The 18140-nt window shown below is 62.2% G+C and carries 16 protein-coding genes; 12 read left to right on the top strand and 4 right to left on the bottom strand.

Features of this window, described 5'->3' with window-relative positions:
- Positions 1 to 30: 30 nt before the first annotated feature.
- The 6 genes from rsfS (at position 31) to J5N58_RS09705 (ending at position 5729) form a co-directional block, all read left to right on the top strand.
- On the top strand, positions 31 to 465 hold the full coding sequence (gene rsfS / locus J5N58_RS09730) for a ribosome silencing factor (protein ID WP_112830506.1): 435 nt from the start codon (positions 31 to 33) through the stop codon (positions 463 to 465).
- A gap of 115 nt (positions 466 to 580) precedes the next feature.
- Positions 581 to 1063: a 23S rRNA (pseudouridine(1915)-N(3))-methyltransferase RlmH gene (gene rlmH / locus J5N58_RS09725; RefSeq protein WP_113443218.1), complete on the top strand. Its 483-nt coding sequence runs from the start codon at positions 581 to 583 to the stop codon at positions 1061 to 1063.
- Positions 1064 to 1162: 99 nt separating this feature from the next.
- Positions 1163 to 2629 (top strand): murein hydrolase activator EnvC family protein, encoded by a 1467-nt coding sequence (locus tag J5N58_RS09720; RefSeq protein ID WP_244710617.1) that lies wholly within the window; start codon positions 1163 to 1165, stop codon positions 2627 to 2629.
- On the top strand, positions 2619 to 3941 hold the full coding sequence (locus J5N58_RS09715; RefSeq protein ID WP_112830505.1) for a S41 family peptidase: 1323 nt from the start codon (positions 2619 to 2621) through the stop codon (positions 3939 to 3941). The genes J5N58_RS09720 and J5N58_RS09715 overlap by 11 nt, the downstream gene beginning before the upstream one ends.
- 63 nt (positions 3942 to 4004) lie before the next feature.
- Complete coding sequence (locus J5N58_RS09710) at positions 4005 to 5183, top strand: divergent polysaccharide deacetylase family protein (RefSeq protein ID WP_113443129.1); 1179 nt, start codon at positions 4005 to 4007, stop codon at positions 5181 to 5183.
- A gap of 18 nt (positions 5184 to 5201) precedes the next feature.
- Positions 5202 to 5729: an RNA pyrophosphohydrolase gene (locus J5N58_RS09705; protein WP_113443128.1), complete on the top strand. Its 528-nt coding sequence runs from the start codon at positions 5202 to 5204 to the stop codon at positions 5727 to 5729.
- Positions 5730 to 5810: 81 nt separating this feature from the next.
- Here the strand turns inward: J5N58_RS09705 and J5N58_RS09700 are convergent, their stop codons facing one another.
- The 3 genes from J5N58_RS09700 to J5N58_RS09690 all read right to left on the bottom strand — a co-directional run bounded on the left by J5N58_RS09700 (position 5811) and on the right by J5N58_RS09690 (position 8475).
- Positions 5811 to 6476 carry a YiaD family glycine zipper/OmpA-like lipoprotein gene (locus J5N58_RS09700; RefSeq protein ID WP_112830502.1) on the bottom strand — a complete coding sequence of 222 codons (666 nt, stop codon included), beginning with the start codon at positions 6474 to 6476 and terminating at the stop codon, positions 5811 to 5813.
- A 79-nt stretch (positions 6477 to 6555) separates the two neighbouring features.
- The gene (ispG, locus tag J5N58_RS09695) at positions 6556 to 7806 is read right to left on the bottom strand and encodes a flavodoxin-dependent (E)-4-hydroxy-3-methylbut-2-enyl-diphosphate synthase (protein ID WP_113443127.1); all 1251 of its coding nucleotides are present in this window, start codon (positions 7804 to 7806) and stop codon (positions 6556 to 6558) included.
- A gap of 81 nt (positions 7807 to 7887) precedes the next feature.
- Positions 7888 to 8475: a TetR/AcrR family transcriptional regulator gene (locus J5N58_RS09690; protein WP_162757395.1), complete on the bottom strand. Its 588-nt coding sequence runs from the start codon at positions 8473 to 8475 to the stop codon at positions 7888 to 7890.
- A gap of 76 nt (positions 8476 to 8551) precedes the next feature.
- Here J5N58_RS09690 and J5N58_RS09685 point away from each other — a divergent pair, with 76 nt between their 5' ends.
- On the top strand, positions 8552 to 9010 hold the full coding sequence (locus J5N58_RS09685; RefSeq protein ID WP_113443216.1) for a 2Fe-2S iron-sulfur cluster-binding protein: 459 nt from the start codon (positions 8552 to 8554) through the stop codon (positions 9008 to 9010).
- Entirely contained in the window at positions 9007 to 11289 is a 2283-nt protein-coding gene (locus tag J5N58_RS09680; protein WP_244710615.1) for a xanthine dehydrogenase family protein molybdopterin-binding subunit, read from the top strand. Before J5N58_RS09685 ends, J5N58_RS09680 begins: the two co-directional genes overlap by 4 nt.
- Before the next feature lie 13 nt (positions 11290 to 11302).
- Here J5N58_RS09680 and J5N58_RS09675 read toward each other — a convergent pair whose 3' ends face one another.
- Positions 11303 to 12496 carry an MFS transporter gene (locus J5N58_RS09675; RefSeq protein WP_244710613.1) on the bottom strand — a complete coding sequence of 398 codons (1194 nt, stop codon included), beginning with the start codon at positions 12494 to 12496 and terminating at the stop codon, positions 11303 to 11305.
- A gap of 213 nt (positions 12497 to 12709) precedes the next feature.
- On the opposite strand from J5N58_RS09675, the gene J5N58_RS09670 reads away from it, so the two are divergent.
- From J5N58_RS09670 to J5N58_RS09655, 4 genes are all read left to right on the top strand, one after another.
- Positions 12710 to 13573: a DMT family transporter gene (locus tag J5N58_RS09670; protein WP_112830498.1), complete on the top strand. Its 864-nt coding sequence runs from the start codon at positions 12710 to 12712 to the stop codon at positions 13571 to 13573.
- A gap of 104 nt (positions 13574 to 13677) precedes the next feature.
- The gene (locus tag J5N58_RS09665; RefSeq protein WP_113465977.1) at positions 13678 to 13878 is read left to right on the top strand and encodes a YgaP family membrane protein; all 201 of its coding nucleotides are present in this window, start codon (positions 13678 to 13680) and stop codon (positions 13876 to 13878) included.
- Between the two features lie 25 nt (positions 13879 to 13903).
- Positions 13904 to 14887 (top strand): efflux RND transporter periplasmic adaptor subunit, encoded by a 984-nt coding sequence (locus J5N58_RS09660; protein ID WP_244710611.1) that lies wholly within the window; start codon positions 13904 to 13906, stop codon positions 14885 to 14887.
- A complete protein-coding gene (locus J5N58_RS09655; protein ID WP_113465976.1) occupies positions 14884 to 18084 on the top strand; it encodes an efflux RND transporter permease subunit in 3201 nt (1066 codons plus the stop codon). The genes J5N58_RS09660 and J5N58_RS09655 overlap by 4 nt, the downstream gene beginning before the upstream one ends.
- Positions 18085 to 18140: the final 56 nt, after the last annotated feature.

Here is an 18140-nt window from a genome sequence, read left to right as displayed (position 1 = left end):
ACGAGGGAATCGCCGACGTGCTGTTCTGTTATGCCAAGGAAAGGAAAAACTCTGACAACAGTACACACCAAGGGAAAGATGCCTGTCGTCCTTCCCAAAAGCCCGGAACGTGGCGCCGATGCCGCAGCCCGCGCGCTTGAGCTGGTCCTTGCAAGCCTCGAGGACTCCAAGGCAGAAGATATCGTCACCATCAACATTGCCGGAAAATCCGCGCTGGGCGACTACATGGTCGTAGTCTCCGGGCGCTCGAACCGGCATGTGACCGCGATCAGTGAGCACCTGATTTCCGACCTCAAGGAGGAGGGCTTCGGCTCCGCCCGAGTCGAGGGACTGGAAACGGGCGACTGGGTGCTGATAGACACCGGTGACGTGATCGTGCATGTGTTCCGTCCTGAAATCCGCGAGTTCTACAACATCGAAAAGATGTGGGCGGCTCCGGATATCGAGGAAGGGCGACTGCACTAGACCATCGACTGTCGGCCGGCTGCCGCTCATCCGGCAGTGAAGGAAGCCGAGCGATGCAGCGATCCAGGCTATCGCTGCCGATCAGGTTTTGCGGTCGAAATGGATGGAGTGCGACATGCGAATTGGCATCTATGCCGTGGGCCGGCTGAAATCCGGGCCGGAGAAGGAACTTGCGTCCCGCTATCTGGACCGGTTTGCCAAGGCGGGACCGCCGAACGGCCTTGAGCTTTTCCGCATGGTCGAACTCCCCGAAAGCCGCGCGGGAAACGCGCAGACGCGCAAGCGTGAGGAAGCTGCCGAGCTGCTGAAAAGCATGCCGGACGGTGTTATGATCGTTGTGCTCGACGAGCGTGGCAAGGCGCTCGACAGCGAGGAGTTCGCTGCGCTGCTCGGCGAACATCGCGACCGCGGCCAGCGCGATCTCGCAATCGTGATCGGAGGCGCCGATGGCGTCGATCCGGACCTTCGGGAACGGGCGAAGGTCGTTCTCAACCTCGGAAGGCTGACATGGCCGCACCAACTGGTGCGAATCCTGATCGCCGAACAGCTTTACCGCGCCGTCACCATTCTTTCCGGCCATCCCTATCATCGGGTCTGATCCATGCCGGTGTCGCATGGCGCTTTGCGCCGACGGCAAATCAGCGTAATTTCCGCGGCGAACCGGGAAAGCCCCTTGCGACAAGACAAACGACCAACCATGCAAAAAGCCTTCACGGCCTCCGGGCGCCGCGTCCTGCGCGCCGGCGCGGGCGGCGCGCTGACGATGCTTGCTGCGGTCATGGCCGGACATGTCCTGACGCCCGCGAGGGCACAGGAACCGATTGAGCCCGCAACTCCGGCCGCTTCCACGGTTACGCCAGGTGGCGGGCAGGCCGCAGCCCCGTCTCCCGAATCCGGTGCGGAGGACGCGGCGCAGGCCCTGCGCCAGAAGCGGGATCAGATCGGGCGCGAACTGCAGGAGCTTTCCCGAAGCATGCAGCTTTCCCAGGAGAAGGCCGAGAACCTCCAGCAGAGCATCGCCGCGATCGCCAAGACCTCGGAAAGCCTGAAATCGGCGCTGATCGAATCCGCTGCGCGACGCAAGGAACTGGAACGAAAGATGGCCGGGAGCGAGCGCAAACTTGCCGATCTCGGTATCCGGGAAGACAAGATACGGCATTCCTTCAAGGAACGGCGTGCGGTTCTCGCGGAGGTGCTGGCCGCGCTCCAACGCATGGGCCGCAACCCGCCGCCGGCACTTCTGGTCAGCCCGGACGATGCGCTTGCCTCGGTGAGAACGGCCATTCTGCTTGGCGCCGTGGTTCCCGGCGTCCGCAAGGAGACGGACCGGCTTGCCGCCGATCTGCAGGAACTCTTGAGGCTGCGCGACGAAGGCCAGAAGGAAATGGCCAGTCTTGTTGCGACCATGCAGAGCCGGCAGGAGGAAGAGCGGCGCATGGATCTGCTGCTTGTCGAAAACGACCGCCTTTCGAAGCGCAATGCCGAGGAACTGGAGACAGAAAGACGCCGTTCCGAAGAACTCGCGGAGCGCGCCTCAACCATGGAGGGACTGATCGCCTCGCTGGAAAGCGAGATCTCCTCGGTGCGGGAGGCGGTCGAAGCGGCGCGTGCGGAAGAAGAGAAACGGCGTCAGCAGACAGAGGAACAAAAGCAGAAAGCAAGGGAGCTGGCGCTCTCGACATTGCCCGATAAAAACCGCATTGCGCCCGCATATCCCTTCTCGGAGCTGAAGAAGAAACTGGAACTGCCCGTCGCGGGCGATATCCTACGTCAGTTCGGCGATCCGGACGGCACGGGACATGCGGCGAAGGGCATGGTGATCGCCGCGTCAGCCGGTGCGCTGGTAACGGCGCCGGCCGATGCCTGGGTGGTTTTCGCGGGGGAATTTCGCAGTTACGGACAGATGGTGATCCTGAATACCGGTGACGGTTATCATGTCGTTCTCTCAGGCATGGACAGGATCAGCACCAGCCAGGGCAAGTTCGTGCTTTCGGGCGAACCGCTGGCGGTGATGGGAGAAAAAAGAGTGGCGAGCGCGACGGGTTTGGCGCTGGAAACCGATCGTCCGACCCTTTACATTGAGTTTCGCAAAGATGGAAAACCGGTTGATTCCCGTCCGTGGTGGACAGGGAACGATTCTGGAAAGGCTGAGAATGGTACGTAGGGTCTCTCTTGTTCTCGTCGGTGCACTGATGGGTGCGACTGCGATGAGCGTTCTTTATTCGGCCGGAATTCCTGCCCAGGCAGCGGGAGCCTCGACCTACAAGGAGCTGTCGATTTTCGGCGATGTCTTCGAACGGGTGCGAGCCCAGTACGTTACGCCGCCGGATGAGGAAAAACTGGTCGAAAATGCCATCAACGGCATGCTGACCTCGCTCGATCCTCATTCGGTCTACATGAATGCCAAGGATGCGGCGGACATGCAGACCCAGACCAAGGGCGAGTTCGGCGGCATCGGCATCGAAGTGACGATGGAAGACGAACTGGTCAAGGTTATCACTCCGATCGACGACACGCCCGGCGCCAAGGCCGGCATTCTCGCCGGCGACTTCATCTCCGAGATCAACGGCGAATCCGTTCGCGGCTTGAAGCTGGAAGACGCCGTCGACAAGATGCGCGGTCCGGTCAATACGCCGATCAAGCTCACCATCCTGCGTAAGGGCGCGGACAAGCCAATCGAGCTTAGCGTCGTGCGCGAAATCATTCCGATCCGGGCGGTGAAGTCGCGTGTCGAGGGCGATGTCGGTTATCTCAGGGTGATCTCGTTCACCGAGAAGACCTACGACGATCTCGAAGCCGCCATCGCCAAGATCAAGAAGGAAGTCCCGGCTGACAAGCTGAAGGGCTATGTCCTCGACCTTCGCCTCAACCCGGGCGGTCTGCTCGATCAGGCGATCTATGTTTCGGACGCTTTCCTCGAGCGTGGCGAAGTCGTTTCCACCCGTTCGCGCGATCCGGAGGATACCCGCCGCTTCAATGCCAGTGCCGGCGATCTGACCGACGGCAAGCCGGTCATCGTGCTGGTCAATGGCGGTTCCGCCTCGGCCTCGGAAATCGTGGCCGGTGCGCTGCAGGATCTGAAGCGAGCGACCGTCGTCGGTACGCGTTCGTTCGGCAAGGGCTCAGTGCAGACGATCATTCCGATGGGCGACAAGGGGGCGCTGCGGCTGACGACGGCGCTTTATTACACGCCGTCCGGCAAGTCGATCCAGGGCACGGGCATCGAACCGGACGTCAAGGTCGAACAGCCGCTGCCACCGGAACTTCAAGGCAAGGTTCGCGCCGAGGGCGAATCCGCGCTGCCGGGCCACATCAAGGGCCAGAACGAGAACGAGGAAGGCTCCGGCTCTTCAGCTTATGTTCCGCCGGAGGCCAAGGACGACCTCCAGCTCAACTACGCGCTCGATCTGCTGCGCGGGGTGAAGACGGATCCTTCCTTCCCGCCGGACCCGCAGAAGGCCGTGGTTTCGAAGTAAAAACAAGGGCGCCGGCGTAATCCGGCGCCCCAACGCATTTGCGACCCGGGAGCGGATAGAACCTTGAGCGCCGATCTCCACGCACCGCTCGGTCAGAGCCGCAAGACCGGTGGCGCGCGCCGCCGTGTTCCTTCCCCAGGCGCGCTCGCAGGTGGTTTTTTTGTTCTCGGCCTCCTCGGACTTTCCTTCTATTCGACATTCGCGCCGCTGCCGCTCACAACGCTGCAGCCGACGGATCTGCAGGAAGTTGCGGCTTCGGCGGACGCTGACGTGTTGAAACCGGATGCGGAACAGGGGCTTCTGGCCAGCCGACCGAGGTCAGGGGCCAATGTCGAACGCACCGTGACCGAGGATGGTTCGGTGGTGACGAAATATTCCCCCAGGCAACGGGACGGAAAAGGTCCCGTGCTGATCGGCGCCCAGGATATCGGCCAGGATCCGCGCATGGCTGCCTTTCCGGACGATGATCTGTTGGAGGATACGCCGGAAGGGCGCATTCCGGTCGTGGGGGCCGACGGTCTGCGCTCCGTCGACCTTTATGCCCGGCCATGGTCCGGCGCGCGCGGCACGCGCGTCGCCATCGTGGTAGGCGGTATCGGGCTCAGCCAGACGGGAAGCCAGAAGGCCGTGCGGGAATTGCCCGCGGATATCACGCTTGCCTTCGCCTCGACCGGCAACAGCCTGACCCGCTGGATGCAGGAGGCACGCCGCAAGGGCCATGAAGTGCTGTTGCAGGTGCCATTCGAGCCGATCGATTATCCGGCTAATGATCCAGGCCGTGGCACGCTGCTGACGAGCCGATCCGCTGCCGACAATCTGAAAAGGCTGCATGAGGCGATGGCGCGGATGACCAATTACACCGGTATCATGAACTATATGGGCGGCCGGTTTCTTGCCGATGGCGAGGCCCTGGAGCCGGTGATGCGCGATATCGGCGAGCGGGGCCTGCTCTTTCTCGATGACGGGTCCACGGCCCGTTCGCTCAGCGGCGATTTCGCCAAGGCGATCGGCATGCCGCACGCCTATGGCAATCTGTTGCTCGACGGCCAGCTCGACCGGCGCGCCATTCTTGACAAGCTGGATGAGCTGGAGCGCATAGCGCGTCGCAGCGGCGGGGCGATCGGCACGGCATCGGCCTTCGACGAGACGATCCTGGCGATCCGCGACTGGGCCAAGGAAGCCTCCGGCCGTGGTATCGAAATCGTCGGCGTTTCCGCATTCGCGACCGATTCGGAACAATGAAAGGATGAAACGAGAGCCATGAGCGAGCCGAAGATCAGAGCCGAAGACCTGCCCTACCGTCCCTGCGTCGGCGTCATGGTGCTGAACCGTGAGGGTCTTGTCTGGGCCGGCCGGCGGATACCCGAGGGCAATTCGGAATATGACGGCTCGCCCATGCTCTGGCAGATGCCGCAGGGTGGCATAGACAGTGGCGAGGAGCCGCTGGCTGCGGCCATCCGGGAGCTCTACGAGGAAACCGGCATGAGGAGCGTGTCGCTCCTTGCAGAGGCCGGACGCTGGATCAATTACGATCTTCCCCCCGAGCTCATCGGCATCGGGTTGAAGGGTAAGTATCGAGGGCAGACGCAGCGCTGGTTCGCCTTTCGTTTCGAGGGTAACGAGGACGAGATAGCCATCTCGCCGCCGCCGGGCGGACATATCGCCGAGTTCGATGCCTGGGCGTGGAAGCCGATGGCCGAACTTCCGGAGCTAATCGTTCCGTTCAAGCGCAAGGTCTATGACGAGGTTGTCGCGGAATTCTCGCATCTGGCGGGCGTTCCGGCCTAATTGAACCTGCCCGCAGAAAGGCAGAGGAAAAGGCGTCGCCCGGAGACGACGCCTTCAAAGATCCCATCAACGATCTGGCGTTCAGCCTTGCGTGATCGGCGCGATCTGGATTTCCACGCGGCGGTTCTGCGCGCGTCCGTCCGGCGTCGCGTTGGATGCGATCGGCTGGCTCGGACCGAAGCCGACGGAGGAAACGCGACGCTGATCCACACCCTGGCCAAACAGGTAGTTGGCGACCGAGTCGGCGCGGTTCTGCGACAGCTGCTGGTTATGCTGCAAGCTGCCGGTCGAATCGGTATGACCGTTGACGTCGACCAGCGTGCGGTTGAACTTGTTGAGGACGATCGCGACCGAGTTCAGCGTCGGATAGAACTGCGGCATGACTGCATACTGGTCGGTGGCGAAGGTGATGTTGGACGGCATGTTGAGGATGATCCGGTCGCCGACGCGGGTGACCGAGATGCCCGTTCCCTGCAACTGGGCGCGCAATTCGGCTTCCTGCTGGTCCATGTAGTTGCCGATCGCGCCGCCGGCCAGCGCGCCGATACCGGCGCCGATCAGGGCGGCATTGCGGCTTGAGCGCCCGCCACCGCCGACGACCGCGCCGCCGACTGCACCGAGAGCCGCACCGAGCACTGCGCCGCCTGCGGTATTGGAAACCTTCTGCTGACCGGTATAGGGATCGGTCGTGGTGCAGGAGGAAAGATAGATCGCGGCGAGCGCGAGGATCGAAAGCTTCTTGATCATCGTCGGAATCACTCCCAGTGGAACTCGGAAGGCCTCAACAGCCAAATTGCGGCAATATGAAGTTGCGAGGCCGGCGATCTTACTCGGCGGCGCTCTTTCTGCCATAGCGCTTTTCGATGTAGTCGATCACCAGTGCTTCGAAATCCGACGCGATATTGGGGCCACGCAGCGTCATCGCCTTCTGTCCGTCGATGAAGACGGGGGCAGCCGGGCTTTCGCCCGTTCCGGGAAGCGAGATGCCGATATCGGCATGCTTGCTCTCACCCGGTCCGTTGACGATGCAGCCCATCACCGCGACGTTGAGCCCCTCGACGCCGGGATAGCGCTCGCGCCAGATCGGCATGTTCTTGCGGATGTCGTTCTGAATACGCTGGGCGAGTTCCTGGAACACCGTCGAGGTGGTGCGTCCGCAGCCGGGACAGGCGGCGACCACCGGCACGAACTGGCGAAAGCCCATTACCTGCAGGAGTTCCTGGGCCACCTGAACTTCACGGGTGCGGTCGCCGTTCGGCTCGGGCGTCAGCGAAACGCGGATCGTATCGCCGATCCCGTGCTGCAGAACGTAACCCATGGCGGCGGACGATGCGACAATGCCCTTCGAGCCCATCCCTGCCTCGGTTAGGCCGAGATGCAGCGCATGGTTGGAGCGCTCGGCCAGCATGGAATAGACGGCGATGAGGTCCTGCACCTGGGAAACCTTGGCCGAGAGGATGATGCGGTTGCGCGGCAGGCCGATCTCTTCGGCAAGCTCGGCGGACAGAAGCGCCGATTGCACGATCGCCTCGCGCGTCACCTGCCGGGCGGAAAGCGGGAAGCCTTCCTCCTGGTTCTTGTCCATCAGCCGGGTCAGAAGCTCCTGGTCGAGCGAACCCCAGTTGACGCCGATGCGGACAGGCTTGTCGTAGCGGATCGCCATTTCGACGATATCGGCGAACTGCTTGTCCTTCTTGTCCTTGAAGCCGACATTGCCGGGATTGATGCGGTATTTCGCCAGGGCCTCGGCGCAGGCCGGATGATCGGCCAGAAGCTTGTGGCCGATATAGTGGAAATCGCCGACGAGCGGCACATCTATGCCGAGCCGCAGCAGCCGCTCGCGGATCTTCGGCACGGCGGCCGCGCTCTCGTCACGGTCGACCGTGATGCGCACGATCTCGGACCCTGCCTTGAACAGCGCCGCCACCTGGGCGACCGTCGCATCGACATCGGCCGTATCTGTGTTGGTCATCGATTGCACGACGACGGGCGCGCCGCCGCCGACGATCACGCCGCCGACGTCGACAGCCACGGTTGCACGGCGCGGTTTGGGATCAAATTCGTCTGCTGAAGCCATCGGAGTCTCTCGAACGGCAGAAAACTGCACGACTGAGGTGGATCAAACGGGGTCGCTTGTCAACCGCAGGCTAAAAAACCTTCATGTCTCGAGCGGGGTCACAAGCAGACGCACCAGCACCGGAAGCTTGCGGGAGAGCGCCTCTATGTCCCGTGTCCGCATCTTCATGCCCTCGGCGGCATCAAGAAGAATTGATGCAATCTCCTCCAGGGAAATGTCGCCCGCCGCGGTGCCGATCCGACCCGCCTTGGAGGCTGACAGCAATCCCCTGGCAATCTCCGTTTCAACGGTCCTCATCCAGGCGAGGAACAGGTCACCGGCAAATTCGTGCTTCACGTCGAAAATTTCCGCGCCATGCGGCGTTTCGGCAATCTCCTGGTGCGGACGCAGGATGCCCTCGATCAGCGCCGCCTCGACCTCTTCGCTGACAGACCTTCGCCCGTCGAAGCATCCGGCGACCTTCTCCCGCATTTCCTCCATCTTCATTTCAACGCAGGCGCCGAAGATGTCCGCCTTGTTGCGGTATAGAAGATAGAGCGCGGGGCGGGAAAGCCCTGCGGCCCTGGCGATGTCGTCCATCGTCGTGCGCTTATAGCCGTAGGTTATGAAGGTGGCGAGCGCCGCCGCCAGCGCTGCCGTCCGTTTGTGATCGGTTTTCAAATCAGCCATATTTGACATTCTGACATATTTTGTTATTTTGTCACGACGATAATCCCGGACGACCCTAAAGCAGGAGGGCTTCGAAGTGAACCTGATCGTCAATGGTACGGCACGCGCCGTCGAGGTGGAACCGGACATGCCGCTCCTTTGGGCGCTGCGCGATGCGCTCAACATAAAGGGGCCGAAATTCGGCTGCGGCGCGGGTCTGTGCGGGGCCTGCACGGTCATCATCGACGGCGAGGCGGTGCGCTCGTGCCAGATCGCGGCAGCAGACGTCACCTCGCCCGTCCGCACCATCGACGGGCTTGCCTCCGGGAATGAGCTTCATGCGGTCCAGCAGGCATGGATCGACGAACAGGTGGCGCAGTGCGGCTATTGCCAGGCCGGCCAGATCATGAGCGCCGTAGCGCTGCTGGAGAACAATCCCTCTCCCACGGATGAGGAGATCGACGCCGCCATGGCCGGCAATCTCTGTCGCTGCGGCACATATCCGCGCATCCGCGCCGCGATACACAGGGCAGCCGTGCAAATGGCGGGGGCATGACCATGGCGAGCATCGGCAAGATCGCGCGGCGCACCTTTCTTCTCGGCACGGCCGCGGTCGCGGGTGGCGTCGCCTTCGGCTACTACAGCTACAGGAAGCCCTTCGCCAACCCGCTGAAGGATGAACTTGCAGAAGGCGAGGCGACCTTCAATCCCTATATCAAGATCGGTTCCGACAACCGTATCACCATCATTGCCCCGCGGGCCGAGATGGGGCAGGGCAGCTACACGACGCTTATCGCCCTTGTCTGCGAGGAACTCGACGTTTCGCTGGATCAGGTGGTCATCGAACACGGACCGTCGGCGCCTGCCTATTACAATGCGGCGGCCATGCGTGAAGGCGCGCCGTTTCCGCGCTTCGACGAAAGCTTCCTGGCCGAGAGCCTGCGCGGCACCATGGGCGTCGTCGCGAAATTCGTCGCCTTGCAGTTCACCGGCGGTTCGACCTCGATGATCGACGGTTTCGACAGGATGCGTCAGGCAGGTGCCGCCGCGCGCGAGACCCTGAAGCAGGCGGCCGGCCGTCGGCTCGGAGTGGGGGTGGGATCGCTGACGACGAAAGACGGCATCATCACTGATACTGCATCCGGCAGGGTGCTCTATTACGGGGAAGTGGCGCTGGAAGCCGCGGAACTGGTGCCACCGTCCGACATTGCCTTGCGTGAGCGAAAGGACTGGAAGCTCCTCGGCAAGCCGCAGCCGCGCAAGGACATGCTGGCCAAGGTTACCGGCGCGCCGATCTACGGCGTCGACGTCGACCTGCCCGACATACTTTACGGTACGGTCAGGATGAACCCGAGTCCCGGCGGCAGGATGAAAACCTTCGATGCCGCCGCAGCGCTCGCCATGCCAGGCGTGAAGAAGGTCGTCGCGATAGACAGCCCCTATGGGCATGGCATCGGCGTGATCGCTGACAATACCTGGCGTGCTTTCAAGGCGGCGGAAGCCGTCACCATCGAATGGGAAAAGGGACCGATCCCGCCCTCATCCGCCGATATGCAGGCCTTGCTCACGGAAGCCCTCAAGGGATCGGATTCCTTCAGCTTGCGCACGCTCGGCGATCCGGACCTCGTCTTCGCCGACGCTCCCCATGACAGCATCGTTGAGGCGGAATACGACGCGCCATTCCTCTCCCATGCCGCCATGGAACCGATGAATGCCACCGCAAGGCTAAAGGACGGTCTGCTGGAGGTCTGGGCGCCGAATCAGGGACCGACGCTGATCGATACGGTGGGTTCCCGCATCACAGGCCTGCCGAAGGAAAAGATCAGGGTCCATACCACCTTTCTCGGCGGCGGTTTCGGGCGTCGTATCGAACCGGATTTTTCCGATTACGCGATCCGGCTTGCTCTCGAAGCAGAGGGGAGGCCGGTAAAGGTGACCTGGACCCGCGAGGAGGACATGACGCATGGTCCCTATCGTCCGGTGGCCAAGGCGCGCTACAAGGCGGTTCTCGGCGAAAAGGGCGTCCCCCGTGCGCTTGCAGGGTCAGTTGCCTCGCCTTCGGTGATGGAGAGCGCCATCGGTCGCTATTATCCTGACATACCCATGGGAGGACCTGACAACGCCCTTATCGACGGCGCCTTCAACCAGCCCTATGGTATCGAGAACTATCGCATCGACGGTCGCAAGGTGCCGCTGGCGGTTCCGGTCGGCTTCTGGCGTTCGGTCGGCAACTCCTACAACGTGTTCATGCATGAAAGCTTCATCGACGAGATTGCTCATGCCGGCGGCCGAGATCCGCTCGATCTCCGCAGAGACCTGATGGCGGATTTTCCCGTCGCCCGCACCGTCGTCGAGAAAGCGGCCGACATGGCCGGCTGGGGAACGCCCGCCCGGCCCGGCCATGCCCGGGGCCTCGCCTTCTCGCTCTCCTTCGGCACATGGGTTGCCGAGGTGGTGGAAGTGTCCGACCGGAATGGTGCGATCCACATCGAGAACGTCTGGTGCGCTGCAGATCCGGGTCTCGTGCTCGATCCGCTCAACTTCAAGGCCCAGATGATGTCGGGCATCGTTTTCGGCCTGTCGGCGGCCATCGGCCAGCAGATCACCTTTGCAGACGGCGTGGTCGAGCAATCCAATTTCCACGATCACGATGCATTGCGCATCGACAGATGTCCGAGGATCGAGGTCGAGCTTCTGGAAAACTCGACGCACATGGGCGGCGCGGGCGAGCCCGGCACTCCGCCGTCGATGCCGGCGCTCGGCAATGCGATCTTCGCACTGACCGGCAAGCGGCTCCGCCGCCTGCCTTTTGCAAACGAAATCGAATTTGCCTGACCGGTCGAGGCCGTCAGTGTCCCCGAACGCTGTCGGCATGCCGGGCGAGGCCCGATAATGCCAATACCACAAGGGTCAGCAGGGATGCTCCGGTATAGACGGTCGAAAGCGATGTGTATTCGGCGATGAAGCCGATCACCGACGGCGCAAACAGGATACCCGAATAACCGAGCGAGGTGACAACCGAAAGCCCGATCCCAGGGGCAAGTCCGGGAATATTGCCGCCGGCCGAAAAGGCGATCGGCACCATGTTGGAAATGCCGATGCCTGCAATGCCGAAGCCGATCAGTGCGACCGTCACATCGGGTGCCTGCCCGGCGATAACGAGGCCGACGAAGGATATGGCGGCACAGATCCGCAGCGTTCTGACGGCACCCAGCCGGTCGCGTACCAGATCGCCGGCAAACCGCATTGCCGCCATGGCGAGAGAAAAAGCGGCAAAGGCGAAGCCGGACAGTGCGGTCGGCGCGTTGAGTTCGTCTCGCAGGTAGAGCGCGCCCCAGTCTAGAATGGAGCCTTCCGGAATCATCGAAAACAGTGCGACGATGCCGATCAGCCAAGGCAGCGGCGAAAGCGGAAAACGGGCGCGCTCCCGCTGTTCCGAGGGATGCGGAGTGTCGGCGAAGATCATCGGCCGGATGATGAAGAAGAGAGCCAGTCCTACGCCCGCTACGATCAGAGCGTGGCCCAGAGGCCCTAGAACTGCGATGAGAATCCCGCCGGTTGCCGAACCGACTAGGCATCCCAGGCTCCAAAACGCATGGCAGGACGACATGATGGAGCGGCGCATCGACCGCTCGACCTCGACCGCGTTTGCGTTCATCGCAACATCCATCGCACCACCGATGCCCCCGAACAGGAAAATGGCAATGGCTCCCGCCCAGACGGAATGAACGAGCGTCAGCCCGACGATTGTCGGCAGGAAGAAGAACGCGACGACCTGAACGACGCGGCTCGAGCCGTACCGGGCGATCTGCACGCCGGCAATCGGCATGAGAAGAAGAGAGCCGATACCGAAAACGAACAGCATGACGCCGAGGCCCGCCTCGCTGAGCTGTAACGCCGATGCGAAGATGGGGATCTTCGGCGCCCAAGCACCCATCATCAGCCCGTTGAGAAAGAACAGCACCGAAACCGCCGCCCGAGAGCGGGTAATCATGCATCCACCTGCATCCGGTGCGGCAGCTTCTTTGACAATCTCCACCATAGCGGTCTCCCTTCGCCTCGGCGCGACTCTATTTAAATCGATTGAATTCACAACGGCCGAGTTGGCCTCTTCTTTTCACGATTTGTGTCTTTGCGACATGGGCGAATTCATCCCGATTGACACGCAGTTCGTAACGGGAAAGATGTGGATCGCTTCCTCCGGCCGGCGCGCCCGCGCCCGTCGTTTCCCTAAAGATCCGCTACAGGTGCAAGAGTGAAAACCTCCGTCGGCATCGGCATCCTGCTGACCAGCCTTTCCTATTTCCTGTTCACCCTGCACGATGGCACCATCAAGATCCTCGTGGAAACCACGGCGGTCTGGCAGATCCTCTTCTTCCGCAGCGCCACAATCCTCGTCGGCTGCCTGATTTTCGGCGGCCCTTCCCTCGTTCGCGAAACTTTGTCGTCTCCGGTCGTGAAGCCGATGATGATCCGCAGCGTGCTGCTTCTGACCGCCTGGCTCTCCTATTACAACGCGGCAAAGAGCATGCAGCTTGCGGCCTTGCAGACGCTCTACTATGCCGCTCCGGTGGTTGCGACCCTGCTTGCCGTCCCGATCCTCAAGGAACGGGTGACACCACCGCGCTGGATCGCGGTCATCGTCGGCTTTCTCGGTGTTCTGATCGCCAGCAATCCCATCGGCATGAAGATCACGTTTCCGGTCTATCTCGCCCTTCAGGCTGCCTGCCTCTGGGCGTTTTCGACCGTTCTGCTGCGGCGCACCGCCATGGGCGCCCGCTCGCTGGTGCAGATGACGGTGACGAACAGCTTCTTCCTGGTCCTGACCGGAGGGATGCTGATGCAGGTCTGGCACACGCCGACTACCGGCGAGCTTGCGCTCTCGCTGGCGACCGGCATCATCGGCGGCGTTGCCCAACTCGCCTTTTTCGAAGGTATGCGACGTGCTCCGATCTCCGTTCTCGCGCCGTTCGAATATACCTCGCTCGTCTGGGCCTTCGTGCTGGGCTATGCAATCTGGGGCGATATCCCCGCCGCCAACGTCTTCATCGGTGCCGCGCTGATCTGCAGCGCTGGCCTGATTATCGTTTTCAGCGAGCGGCTGACGGCCAGGAGCTAGAAATCTCTCCTCTCCTCCGCCGACCTCCCTCCGCGAAATAGCACTTGATAGAATATAAATCATCATATATACGAATATATGTATGTATTTTCCCGGAGGTTGAAATGTCTCTCGATCGCATGGTTCTGGCTTTTGCCGGTGTGATGGTCCTTCTTTCCGTCGCCCTGACGGTCTTCGTGCATCCGCTGTTCGTCTGGTTTACCGTTTTTATCGGCGCCAACCTGCTGCAATCCGCCTTTACCGGCTTCTGCCCGGCCGCGACGATCTTCAAGAAGCTCGGCATCCGCCCGGGAACGGCATTCTGATTCACCTGCCACGAGGAACGGCACCATGACTGTCCAGCCGCTTGCCCGCCTTACGGCGTTCACCCTTGCACTCATGGCGACCAGCGCGCTGCACGCCGAAACCCTTCAACTTCAGCCGATGCCGGTCCCGGAATGGAAGGCGGTCTATGGCCGCGTGGAGGCCCGCAACAGCGTAGCTGCCCGCGCGCGCATCGGCGGAACCGTTGTCGACCTCAAGGTCACGGAGGGCGACAGCGTCGGTACGGGTGACGTGATCGCCACGGTCAAGGACGATAAGATCGACTTCCAGATCGCCGCGATCGATGCCCAGCTCCTTGGGTTGAAGGCATCGCTGGACAACGCCCAGTCGGAACTGAGCCGCGGCGAGGAACTTATCAAGCGTGGGGTGACCACTGCCCAGCGGCTCGATGCCCTGCGCACGCAGGTCGATGTCGTGCGCAACCAAATCGCAGCCGCCGAAGCGCAGCGGTCTGTCTACATAGAGCAGGGCAAGGAGGGCGACGTCCTCGCTCCGACCGCCGGCAAGGTCCTGACCGTTCCCGTCACCAGAGATGCCGTCGTCATGGCCGGCGAGACCGTTGCCACGATCGGCGGCGGCGGCTTTTACCTGCGCCTCGCCATCCCCGAACGCCATGCCGACCTTCTTGAGGAAGGCGCTTCGATCGAGATCGACAGCGGCAACGGCCATGAAAACAAGGGGCGCCTGGCCAAGATCTATCCGGAGATCGACAACGGCCGGGTCATCGCCGATGTCGAAGTCAGCGATCTGCCGACCTCCTTCGTCAACAAGCGTGTCCTCGTGCGGGTGCCGGTTGGCGAACGCAACGCGCTCTTCCTGCCGCGAACCGCGCTGAAGAACCGCTACGGCGTCGACTATGTCACCATCAGGGCCGGCGAGGGGACGGCCGAGCGCGCTGTCGTGACCGCGAAACCGATCCGGATCGACGGCCAGCCGATGACTGAAATCCTGACCGGCCTTTCCGCCGGCGACGAGATCGTATTGCCATGAAGATTCCCGGTCTTGGTATTGCCGGCGGCCTGACGAAAAGCTTCATCACCTCGCCGCTTACCCCGCTTTTTCTGCTTGCCGCGCTGGCGCTCGGCCTTGTCGCGCTGATGACGCTGCCGCGCGAGGAGGAGCCGCAAATCTCCGTGCCGATGGTCGATATCATCGTGCAGGCCGACGGACTGAAGGCGGAAGACGCGGTCAAGCTCGTCACCGAGCCACTGGAGACTATCGTCAAGGGTATCAATGACGTCGAACACGTCTACAGCACGACCTATGATGACAAGGCAGTGGTCACCGCGCGCTTCATCGTCGGAACCTCCGGAGACAGCGCGGTTTTGCGCGTCCACGACAAGATCCGCGCCAATATGGGCTCGATCCCGGTCGGCATTCCCGAACCGCTGGTCGTCGGGCGCACCATCGACGATGTGGCGATCGTTTCGCTGACGCTGACGCCCTCCGAAGACAAGGGTGCCGGCGTCGATGACACCGCGATCACCCGCATCGCCCGCGAACTGCGCGTCGAAATGGCAAAGATCGACGACGTCGGCCTCAGTTACCTCGTCGGGGAGACGGGCGACGCCATTCGTATCGCGCCTGATCCCGAAAAACTGGCGCTCAACGGGGTAACGCTGCAGCAGCTTTCCTCAAAGGTCACGGCGGCCAACCGCGCCTTCCCGACCGGAGAGATCAGGAACGACGGCCGGCAGATCAACGTCGTTGCAGGAGAAACCCTCTCTACGCCCACCGAGATCGGCAACCTGTTGCTGACCACCCGTGACAACCGCCCCGTATATGTACGCGATGTCGCGGACGTTTCTTTCGTCACCGATACGGAAGAAGCCCGCACCTCGACCGTTACGCGGGGCGAGAGCGGCGACATGAAGCGTGTGCCGGCCGTCACCTTGGCGCTTGCCAAGCGCGCCGGCGCCAACGCCGTCGTCGTTTCCGAAGAGATCCTCCACCGTGTCGAGGAACTGAAGGGCAAGCTGATCCCGGACAGCATGTCGGTCGAGGTCACCCGCAATTACGGCGAAACCGCCAACGAGAAGGCCAACGAACTGCTCTTTCATCTCGGATTGGCGACGCTTTCCATTATCGCGCTCGTTTGGGTCGCCATCGGTCGCCGCGAGGCCGTCGTTGTCGCGATCGTCATCCCGATGACGATCTTGCTTACCCTCTTTGCTGCGAACCTGATGGGCTACACGCTGAACCGCGTCTCGCTCTTTGCCCTGATCTTCTCGATCGGCATTCTTGTCGACGACGCCATCGTCGTCATCGAAAACATCGCGAGGCACTGGGGTTTCAACGACGGCAAGGATCGCCGTCAAGCGGCCATCGACGCCGTTGCCGAAGTCGGCAATCCGACCATTGTGGCCACGCTCACCGTGGTTGCCGCCCTTCTGCCGATGATGTTCGTTTCCGGCATGATGGGTCCGTATATGAGCCCGATCCCGGCAAACGCCTCGGCCGCGATGATCTTCTCCTTCTTCGTCGCCGTCGTGGTCACGCCCTGGCTGATGTTGAAGATTGCCGGAAAAGCGAAGCTGCATCATGACGCCGCTCACGGCACCGGCGGCAGGCTCGGCGATGGCTATGCCGCGGTCGCCCGCCCGGTCCTCGCCTCGAAAAGGGCAAGCTGGGTCTTCCTCCTTCTCGTCGGCGTCGCAACCCTCGGCTCCCTCTCGCTCTTCTACACGAAGCATGTCACGGTGAAGCTCCTGCCCTTCGACAACAAATCGGAACTGCAGGTCCAGATCGACCTGCCGGAAGGTTCATCCGTCGAGGCAACCGATGCGGTGGCCCAAGATGTGGCGAGGGTCGCGCTTGCCACGCCGGAGGTCGTCAGCGTCCAGACCCACGCGGCAACGGCCTCACCCTTCAACTTCAACGGACTGGTGCGTCACGCCTATCTGCGTTCGAGCGCCTATATGGGTGACGTGCAGCTCAACCTGACGCCGAAGGGCGAGCGTGACCGTTCGAGCCATGACATCGCGCTCGACCTGCGCAAGCGGCTTCTGACGGAGGTTGCCATGCCGGAAGGAACCGTGCTGAAGGTGGTGGAACCGCCGCCCGGACCGCCTGTCATGGCGACACTGCTGGCGGAGATCTACGGCCCCGACGCCGACACCCGCCGTGCGACCGCCGGCAAGGTGAAGGAAGCCTTCCAGTCCGTGCCCTTCATCGTCGATGTCGACGATAGCTACGGAACGCCCTCCCCGCGTCTGCGCGCGACGATCTCGACCGACGACCTCGATTTCTTCGGCGTATCGGAAGACGATGTCTTCGACACGTTGTCGATCCTGAACGGCACCACGACCATCGGCTATTCCCATCGTGGGGAAGGCCGCGCGCCGATCCCGATCGTCATCAGCCGGCCGAAGGGCGCGAAAGTGCTCGACGAAAAGTTCCTCTCGACGCCGATTCCTGCCAATCTGCTGCCGGGTTCGCGCTCGGTCGTCGAACTCGGCGACGTCATCCGCGTCACGGAGGAAAAGGCGTCATTCCCGATCTTCCGGCACAACGGCCGCTATGCCGAGATGGTCACAGCCGAGCTGGCCGGCGATTTCGAGGCACCGCTCTATGGCATGCTCGCCGTTCAGGATGCGCTGGACAAGCAGGATTGGACCGGCCTCGAAAAGCCGGACGTCGCTCTTCATGGCCAGCCGGCAGATGAAAGCAAGTCCGTGCTTCTGTGGGACGGCGAGTGGGAAGTGACCTGGGTCACCTTCCGCGACATGGGGGCGGCCTTCATGGTGGCGCTGCTCGGGATCTACATCCTCGTGGTCGCCCAGTTCGGCTCGTTCAAACTGCCTTTGGTCATCCTGACGCCGATCCCGCTGACCTTCATCGGCATCCTCGGCGGTCACTGGCTGTTCCATGCGCCCTTCACCGCGACCTCGATGATCGGGTTCATCGCGCTGGCAGGCATTATCGTGCGCAATTCGATCCTGCTGGTGGATTTCATCCGCCATGCCGCTTCGCCCGAACGCCCGCTAACAGAGGTCCTGATCGAAGCCGGCTCCATACGCTTCAAGCCAATCCTGCTGACGGCGCTCGCCGCCATGATCGGTGCCGCGGTGATCCTGACCGACCCCATTTTCCAGGGGTTGGCAATCTCGCTGCTCTTTGGCCTCGCCTCCTCGACGCTTCTGACCGTGCTGGTGATCCCGGCGATCTACCGGGTGTTGCGGACTTGAAAGCGGATCTTGTGTGCATCCGATTCCGCAAGATCGGATGACAACCCCTCTGGCCT

The organism is Paenirhizobium cremeum (assembly GCF_022884085.1).
Taxonomy (GTDB): Bacteria; Pseudomonadota; Alphaproteobacteria; order Rhizobiales; family Rhizobiaceae; genus Allorhizobium; species Allorhizobium cremeum.
Note: the sequence above shows the minus strand (reverse complement) of the source record. Positions and strands in the feature narration are given on the sequence as shown.

Coding starts and splice junctions, on each gene's coding strand:
- rsfS (WP_112830506.1), top strand. CDS start 31: ATGCCAAGGAAAGGAAAAACTCTGACAACAGTACACACCAAGGGAAAG.
- rlmH (WP_113443218.1), top strand. CDS start 581: ATGCGAATTGGCATCTATGCCGTGGGCCGGCTGAAATCCGGGCCGGAG.
- J5N58_RS09720 (WP_244710617.1), top strand. CDS start 1,163: ATGCAAAAAGCCTTCACGGCCTCCGGGCGCCGCGTCCTGCGCGCCGGC.
- J5N58_RS09715 (WP_112830505.1), top strand. CDS start 2,619: ATGGTACGTAGGGTCTCTCTTGTTCTCGTCGGTGCACTGATGGGTGCG.
- J5N58_RS09705 (WP_113443128.1), top strand. CDS start 5,202: ATGAGCGAGCCGAAGATCAGAGCCGAAGACCTGCCCTACCGTCCCTGC.
- J5N58_RS09700 (WP_112830502.1), bottom strand. CDS start 6,476: ATGATCAAGAAGCTTTCGATCCTCGCGCTCGCCGCGATCTATCTTTCC.
- ispG (WP_113443127.1), bottom strand. CDS start 7,806: ATGGCTTCAGCAGACGAATTTGATCCCAAACCGCGCCGTGCAACCGTG.
- J5N58_RS09690 (WP_162757395.1), bottom strand. CDS start 8,475: ATGGCTGATTTGAAAACCGATCACAAACGGACGGCAGCGCTGGCGGCG.
- J5N58_RS09680 (WP_244710615.1), top strand. CDS start 9,007: ATGACCATGGCGAGCATCGGCAAGATCGCGCGGCGCACCTTTCTTCTC.
- J5N58_RS09675 (WP_244710613.1), bottom strand. CDS start 12,496: ATGGTGGAGATTGTCAAAGAAGCTGCCGCACCGGATGCAGGTGGATGC.
- J5N58_RS09665 (WP_113465977.1), top strand. CDS start 13,678: ATGTCTCTCGATCGCATGGTTCTGGCTTTTGCCGGTGTGATGGTCCTT.
- J5N58_RS09660 (WP_244710611.1), top strand. CDS start 13,904: ATGACTGTCCAGCCGCTTGCCCGCCTTACGGCGTTCACCCTTGCACTC.
- J5N58_RS09655 (WP_113465976.1), top strand. CDS start 14,884: ATGAAGATTCCCGGTCTTGGTATTGCCGGCGGCCTGACGAAAAGCTTC.